General features: G+C 53.9%; 7 protein-coding genes and 1 pseudogene. 3 read left to right on the top strand and 5 right to left on the bottom strand.

Going from position 1 to position 6254, the window contains the following annotated elements:
- The 4 genes and pseudogenes from JE47_RS0105015 to JE47_RS0105005 form a co-directional block, all read right to left on the bottom strand.
- Positions 1 to 220: pseudogene (locus JE47_RS0105015) on the bottom strand (CPBP family intramembrane glutamic endopeptidase); the annotation flags it as partial.
- A gap of 339 nt (positions 221 to 559) precedes the next feature.
- The gene (locus JE47_RS22105) at positions 560 to 952 is read right to left on the bottom strand and encodes an SdpI family protein (RefSeq protein ID WP_236631137.1); all 393 of its coding nucleotides are present in this window, start codon (positions 950 to 952) and stop codon (positions 560 to 562) included.
- 2 nt (positions 953 to 954) lie between these two features.
- Positions 955 to 1215, bottom strand: a complete 261-nt coding sequence (locus JE47_RS22100) for a DUF1648 domain-containing protein (RefSeq protein WP_236631136.1) — start codon at positions 1213 to 1215, stop codon at positions 955 to 957.
- Positions 1208 to 1507, bottom strand: coding sequence for an autorepressor SdpR family transcription factor (locus tag JE47_RS0105005; RefSeq protein ID WP_031458696.1), 300 nt, complete (start codon positions 1505 to 1507; stop codon positions 1208 to 1210). The genes JE47_RS22100 and JE47_RS0105005 overlap by 8 nt, the downstream gene beginning before the upstream one ends.
- Before the next feature lie 175 nt (positions 1508 to 1682).
- On the opposite strand from JE47_RS0105005, the gene JE47_RS0105000 reads away from it, so the two are divergent.
- From JE47_RS0105000 to JE47_RS0104990, 3 genes are all read left to right on the top strand, one after another.
- Entirely contained in the window at positions 1683 to 2162 is a 480-nt protein-coding gene (locus JE47_RS0105000) for a hypothetical protein (protein ID WP_031458695.1), read from the top strand.
- A 12-nt stretch (positions 2163 to 2174) separates the two neighbouring features.
- Entirely contained in the window at positions 2175 to 3281 is a 1107-nt protein-coding gene (locus tag JE47_RS0104995) for a PHA/PHB synthase family protein (RefSeq protein WP_031458694.1), read from the top strand.
- A gap of 152 nt (positions 3282 to 3433) precedes the next feature.
- Positions 3434 to 4174, top strand: coding sequence for a beta-ketoacyl-ACP reductase (locus JE47_RS0104990; RefSeq protein ID WP_031458693.1), 741 nt, complete (start codon positions 3434 to 3436; stop codon positions 4172 to 4174).
- 162 nt (positions 4175 to 4336) lie between these two features.
- Here JE47_RS0104990 and JE47_RS0104985 read toward each other — a convergent pair whose 3' ends face one another.
- A complete protein-coding gene (locus JE47_RS0104985) occupies positions 4337 to 6145 on the bottom strand; it encodes a 5'-nucleotidase C-terminal domain-containing protein (protein WP_051871068.1) in 1809 nt (602 codons plus the stop codon).
- Positions 6146 to 6254: the final 109 nt, after the last annotated feature.

Genomic DNA, 6254 nt, shown 5'->3' with positions numbered 1-6254 from the left:
GCCCAGTTGCTCTGATAATGCCCTCCGGCGGTGGACTGATCCAACGAGTGACGATCAGGGTTGCCAGCGCGGGCGTAAACATCATCAGGATCATAAGCAAAGGCGCCAGCGGATGTTGCAGACCGGCGCCGCTGATCCACAACGGTGCACAACAGAGCCACCCCAACCCTGCGGCCAAACCAACAAACCAGCTTACACCGCGCCAATTGAGTGTGCTCATTATGTCTCCTTTCTTGCAACAACCTTGCGTCTGCGGATCGCATTCACATTCGATAACCGAACAGTTCAACAACAGAGAGACCCCGACGAACATCGCACATTTGCTGACCGCACTCCCAATGCCCTACGGTTTTCCGAAAGCACGGGCCAGGGGCCAGCGTAGCTTGCGATGCACATGCACAGGGGGCATCGCCCGCTCCCTCAGTATCCGCTCTGGGGTAGACTTCGCACGCAGCCCAAGCACTGAAAACGTGGAAAACCACTCTACGATTTACCCGATATGTTCTCGTATCACAAGACCTTTCTGCAAACAACACCTCGGTTGACCGAGCTTGATCCTTCAGCCAACTTGCCGATGCTTCACCTGCCGCCAGACAATATACGAATAAGGGATCGTAGACAAAACTGGCAGGATGATCAGTAGAAGAACGGTAATAAACAGCCAGTCCTCAGCGATGAAGAAACTGACCAGCATTGCCAGCAATCCGCTGCCAACGATGATTCGGGCGCCAACTCGATGCGTCTTGCGCCAGACCTCATCATCAGCGAGTGTCCATGGTGTGCGAATACCAACAAAGTAATTCGGAGTCACCCTTCCCAACTCGTTCCCTAACACCACCATGAATAGAGCCATCCCGATGCTGAGGAGACGTGGCACGCTGAACGACCAACCAACCGCTGCTCCTACCGTAATTATCTGTAGCGCCGCCAGAAACAGGACAAGGCTATTCATTATCAAATCAATGCGTAGGTGCGAGAAAAAGCAACATACCCCTGTCCACGTGGGTCGATCCGTGGCAAGAGTGGTGCCAACACTGCAATAATGGTCGCCCCTAGCGCTGGCGCCAGGGCAGCGATCCACGGGCTTCCATACCCATCCACCTCACCGGCTGCATTCCAATGAATAGGCGCCGGATCGGGAATGAGTGGCAGCATAGCAAAGCCAAACACCCACATCAGAACCACTACGACCATCATGAATCGTAGACTACGCATGCCCGTCCCCCTTTCGCTCGATGCCAATGCGCAACACTTCCATAAGACCGTGAAGCACCTCTTGTAAGACGGTAGCATTCACGCGGTATACAATCCGCTGCCCATGCCGCTCAGCCGTTACCAGATCGGCGGCTTTCAGAACGTTCAGATGATGAGAGACACTCGGCGCCGAGATCGCAAAGTGGGCCGCAATCTCTCCGGCAGTCATATCACGATCTTGAAGCATCCGAATAATCGCCCGCCGAGTGGGATCCGACAGGGCATGAAGGGTACGAGTGATTGCCTGTTCCATAGATATTTAGACAAATTTCTAAATCTTCTCAACTGCAAGTATAGAGAGCTTTACTGTGCTTTGTCAAGATGGTTGTATACTATATGTAACCATGCTGTAACTACATCCACTACGCTAAATGCAGAATTTCGTGCTTTAACGCGCCGTGATGGCGTGTCGTCAAAGGAGATTGGCAATGACTCAGCCTCCGAATGGCTTTGATCCGAATGATCCAATCGGAACATGGCGGGCATGGCGTGATGCCACACTCGATGCGTGGGCAAAGAGTATGACTGCACTGGTGAACACCGAGACGTTTTCGCAGGCTATCGGTGCGCAGCTCGATGCCCTGTTGGCAGTATCAGGTCCGGTACAACAGGCAGTGCAGCAGTACATGGAGCGGTATCTGGCCCAGGCCCAGTTACCCTCGCGTAATGAGGTCGTGACCTTAGCCAGCCGCCTGACCAACATCGAGTTTCGCCTCGATGATATGCAGGCCCAACTCGATGAGTTGACCGACCTGGTTCGCAAACTGACCAGTTCCGAGACGCAGCCGGCCCCTGATCTCACTATGATCGGCGAGCGCCTCCAGGTGATCGAAGAGCAACTGACGTCCCTTTCTGCCGTTCGTGCTGCTAATCGGCCGCGTAAGGCGACGACAGAAGAGAAAGAGTAGGAGTGTCTAATCATGACAAGTTCTGATGCCGCGCCAATCGATCTCGAGCGGATGACCGAGCAGTTGCTGAAAGAGATTGAGCGTACTACGAAAAGCAGCGATATGGCTGCCCGTCTGGCAACAAACCGCATTCGGGTTGCGGTCGGTCAAACGCCAAAAGAGCAGATCTGGGCGCTGAATAAAATGCGTCTCTACCACTATTATCCGCAGGTACCACCCGAACAACGCAAGCCGGTTCCTCTTTTGCTCGTCTTTGCCTTAATCAACCGACCATACATCTTCGATCTGCGCCCAGGGAACAGCTTTGTCGAGTACATGCTCCAGCATGGCTACGAGGTCTATCTCCTCGATTGGGGCACACCCGGCCCCGAGGATGCCCACTACGACTTTGAAGACTTTTCCCTGAAGTTCTTACCCCGCGCCGTCCGTGCGATGCAGCGCCACAGCGGCAAACGTGAATTCTCGATGCTTGGCTGGTGTATCGGCGCTACCATCGTTACGATCTACGCTGCAATGCGCCCTGATGACGGCCTGCGGAACCTGGTTTTGCTCACTGCTCCACTTGATTTCAGCGACAAAGAGGGTAGCACGTTTAGCCGCTGGCTCAACACCGAGTACTATAACGTCGATGAACTGGTACGCCAGTTTGGCAACGTACCGGCAGCCATTATCGAATATGGCAATAAGATGTTGAAGCCGGTCGAGAATTACATCGGTACCTACCTCAAGCTGTGGGATAATCTCGATAATCCGGCAGTGGTCGAGGCCTGGCTGGCGATGAATACATGGGTCACCGACAATGTTGACTTCCCGGGCGCTGCATTCCGTCAGTGGGTCATCGAGTTTTTCCGTGAAAACCGGCTGATGGAAAACAAGTTAATGATGGAAGGCCGTGTGGTTGATGTGTCAAACATTAAGGCGAATCTCCTGAATGTGATCGCCGACAAAGACCACATTGTGCCTAACTGTCAGTCGCGTTCGATTATGGATCGAGTCGGTAGCAAAGATAAGAAGCTGATCGAGTTGAAAGGTGGCCATATCGGGATTATGGTCGGTAGCGGCGCCAGCAAACGCGCCTGGCCGCAGATTGAAGCCTGGTTGAGCGAACGTAGCAACTGACATTCCCCTTTTCAATTTGCCGGTACAGCCGTGAGCATCGTCGATGTCCTCTCTTGAGACGATGCTCGGCTTCGTATCGTCTTATGTTCTGGTGAGCCGACAGATGGAAGTCGTCGGATCGGCTGTGTGTTGTTTGAGTAAAGGAGAAACCCATGCGACTCAGCGGAAAGGTAGCTTTGATCACCGGCGCCGGACAGGGAATCGGTCGGGCGACCGCGTTGCTTTTTGGTCAGCAGGGGGCAAAGGTTGCGGTCGCCGATATTAATGAGGAAGCAGCCACCAAAACAGCCAATGATATTGTGGCAGCCGGCGGCGATGCGAAAGCGTTCACCGTGAATGTCGGGCAAGCGGCATCGGTTGAAGCTATGGTGAAAGCGGTGGTTGAATGGGCCGGTAAAATCGATGTCTTAGTGAACAATGCCGGCATCACACGCGACGCCCGCATGATTAAAATGACTGAAGAACAGTTTGATGCGGTGATCAATGTTAATCTGAAGGGGGTCTGGCTCTGCACTAAGTATGTGGCACCGATTATGATCGAGAACGGCGGTGGTTCAATTATTAATGCGGCGTCTATCGTGGCCTTCAACGGTAATTTTGGTCAGACCAATTATGTTGCATCAAAAGCCGGTGTGATCGGAATGACCAAGACATGGGCGCGTGAATTTGGGCCGAGCGGGATTCGGGTAAATGCGGTTGCCCCTGGTTTTACCCAGACCGAGATGATTGCTCACGTCCCTGAAAAGGTGCTTGATGAGTTCAAGAATCGCACCCCGCTCCGTCGCCTAGGTACGGCTGAAGATATGGCTTACGCTTATCTCTTCCTCGCCTCTGATGAGTCTAGCTTCATTACCGGTGAAGTGTTACCGGTCGATGGTGGTCTCGATCTCTAGGAAGCCTCTGAGGAACGTGATCCTTAGATAGTCATTGTCGGGACGGGTGCCACACCCGCCCGTTTTGTGTAGGTCCGTACTTCCGCACTGCCCCCGAAATCGCTCCCGCCCTCTCCCGAAGAAGAGGGCGGGAGCGACAGAAAGGTGGGGAGCACCAGCCACTTAATGCACTACTTCCTCAGCAACCTCCTCTGTCGGGTTGCTTGCTTCCTCTGGTGAATTACGCGCCGTGCGTTGCAATGCTGCACCACCGGCCAGCGCTGCTGCACCCAACCCAGCCAGCCAGGCCAGCGGCGTTAAGGCACCACCGGTAGCAGGCAGTGTTGCCGGTGTTGGCACACTTGGCTGAGCCGGCGTTGTCGCTGGCGCAGCGCCAATCGCGATCCGGCCATCAACCACCGGATTGACCGGCGAGTTCGCAGCAATATATTCCTCTACCACATCAGATAGAATGAAGCCAGTATCGACCTGGTTACGTCCACGAGTGAAGACACTGTAGCCATCACCACCAGTCAGCATAAAGTTATTCGTTACCACCACATAATCGGCGTTGGGATCAATCGCTGCTCCCCCAACCGTGACACTGGTCACGCGACTGGCTGCTGGTAACGACGGATCGTAAGTGAAGCGCAAACCGGCCACCTGCGGGAACCGCCCAGCCCCACTCTCAACCTGACTCACACCGTTGTTCAGAGCTTCAATAACCTGTGCACCTGTGAGTGTAACCAGTGCCAGTGTATTGCCAAAGGGCAATACTTCCAATATCTGGCCAACGGTAACCGGGCCAGCCGGAATCGAAGCTCGAATCCCACCACCGTTAGTAATCGCTATCGTCGCGCCTGAATTGCGAGCTTTCGCCAGCATAGCCTCGGCGACCAGATTACCCAGATTGGTCTCACGCGATCGGATATTGGTGCGACTACCATCGAGGTCAACCGCAGTCGACCCAACGACCCGGGCACGAAGCTGATCGATTGGACCACGGAACACAGCAATCCGGTTCTCGAACCCCTGATCGGCTGGTAATGATGGTAGAACCTCGGTTGGATTACCCTGAAGGTCAATCACTGTACCGGCAGCATTGAAGGCAACCGTAATATCACCCAGCCAGCGGCCCCATTCCCAGTCCGTGACGACTACGACTGGTTTTCCATCTGGGCCTGCAATCAACTCAGGATACGGCGGGAAGTCTACCTTATTCATCGGCCGCATAGGCGTATGTGAGTGACCACCGATAATCATGCTCATACCACCGACTTCGCGAGCGATCTGGCGATCAACGTTGATGCCTACGTGGGTCAAGGCAATAATTGTGAATGCACCCTCTGCCTTTAAAGCCGCCACTTGCTGACGTGCAGCTTCAATGGCAGAGGTAAAGGTTATGCCCGAACCGGCATTTGAAAGTACCCCAGTATCTTCAGGCGTCAGACTAAAGATACCGATCTTCTTGCCGTCTTTCTCGATAATTGTGCGTGGCTTAATAAGCCCGGCAAGCGGATTTCCAGCCGCAACCGTGATATTAGCACTCAACACGGGAAATTTGGCCCGAGTAATAAAATCTGCTAATGCCTGTGGCCCCTTGTCAAATTCATGATTCCCGATCGCCATGGCCTCGTAACCCATCGCGTTGTAGAACTCGAGGTCGGCCATCCCGTTATACTGATTGAAGTAGAGCGTCCCCTGAAACACATCGCCAGCATCGACCAGTAAGGTTGGCAGCGCTGTCTCACGACGAATCTTGTCGATCAACGCCTTGCGACGCGAGACTCCGCCATGAACCGGATTGTTGCCACTGAAGACCGGTTCAATCCGGGCATGATGATCATTGGTGTGCAAAATCCGCATGCGTAAGACGGGATTCTCTTGCGCTAACGCCAACCGAAAGCTGCCATCGCTGTACATCGACAGCAATGCACCCGCTCCTAGCGCAATCGTCCCTTTGAGAAACCGCCGACGTGAGATCTTCTCCATAATGGTTTCATCTCCATTTCAATGCGTGAACGACCACAACGATCTCCTGTGACCCAACCGATAGCCAGGTCGGTCAAGCAGGACGTGCAAACCTCAAGGTGCAAGCCGA

It is taken from the genome of Chloroflexus sp. MS-G, from assembly GCF_000735195.1.
Classification (GTDB): Bacteria; Chloroflexota; Chloroflexia; order Chloroflexales; family Chloroflexaceae; genus Chloroflexus.
The sequence above is the reverse complement of the archived record's forward strand: the minus strand, read 5'-3'. Positions and strand labels throughout refer to the sequence as shown.

Bases quoted from the DNA above. Each gene is read 5' to 3' on its own strand.
- JE47_RS22105 (WP_236631137.1), bottom strand. From the start codon at position 952: ATGAATAGCCTTGTCCTGTTTCTGGCGGCGCTACAGATAATTACGGTA.
- JE47_RS22100 (WP_236631136.1), bottom strand. From the start codon at position 1,215: ATGCGTAGTCTACGATTCATGATGGTCGTAGTGGTTCTGATGTGGGTG.
- JE47_RS0105005 (WP_031458696.1), bottom strand. From the start codon at position 1,507: ATGGAACAGGCAATCACTCGTACCCTTCATGCCCTGTCGGATCCCACT.
- JE47_RS0105000 (WP_031458695.1), top strand. From the start codon at position 1,683: ATGACTCAGCCTCCGAATGGCTTTGATCCGAATGATCCAATCGGAACA.
- JE47_RS0104995 (WP_031458694.1), top strand. From the start codon at position 2,175: ATGACAAGTTCTGATGCCGCGCCAATCGATCTCGAGCGGATGACCGAG.
- JE47_RS0104990 (WP_031458693.1), top strand. From the start codon at position 3,434: ATGCGACTCAGCGGAAAGGTAGCTTTGATCACCGGCGCCGGACAGGGA.
- JE47_RS0104985 (WP_051871068.1), bottom strand. From the start codon at position 6,145: ATGGAGAAGATCTCACGTCGGCGGTTTCTCAAAGGGACGATTGCGCTA.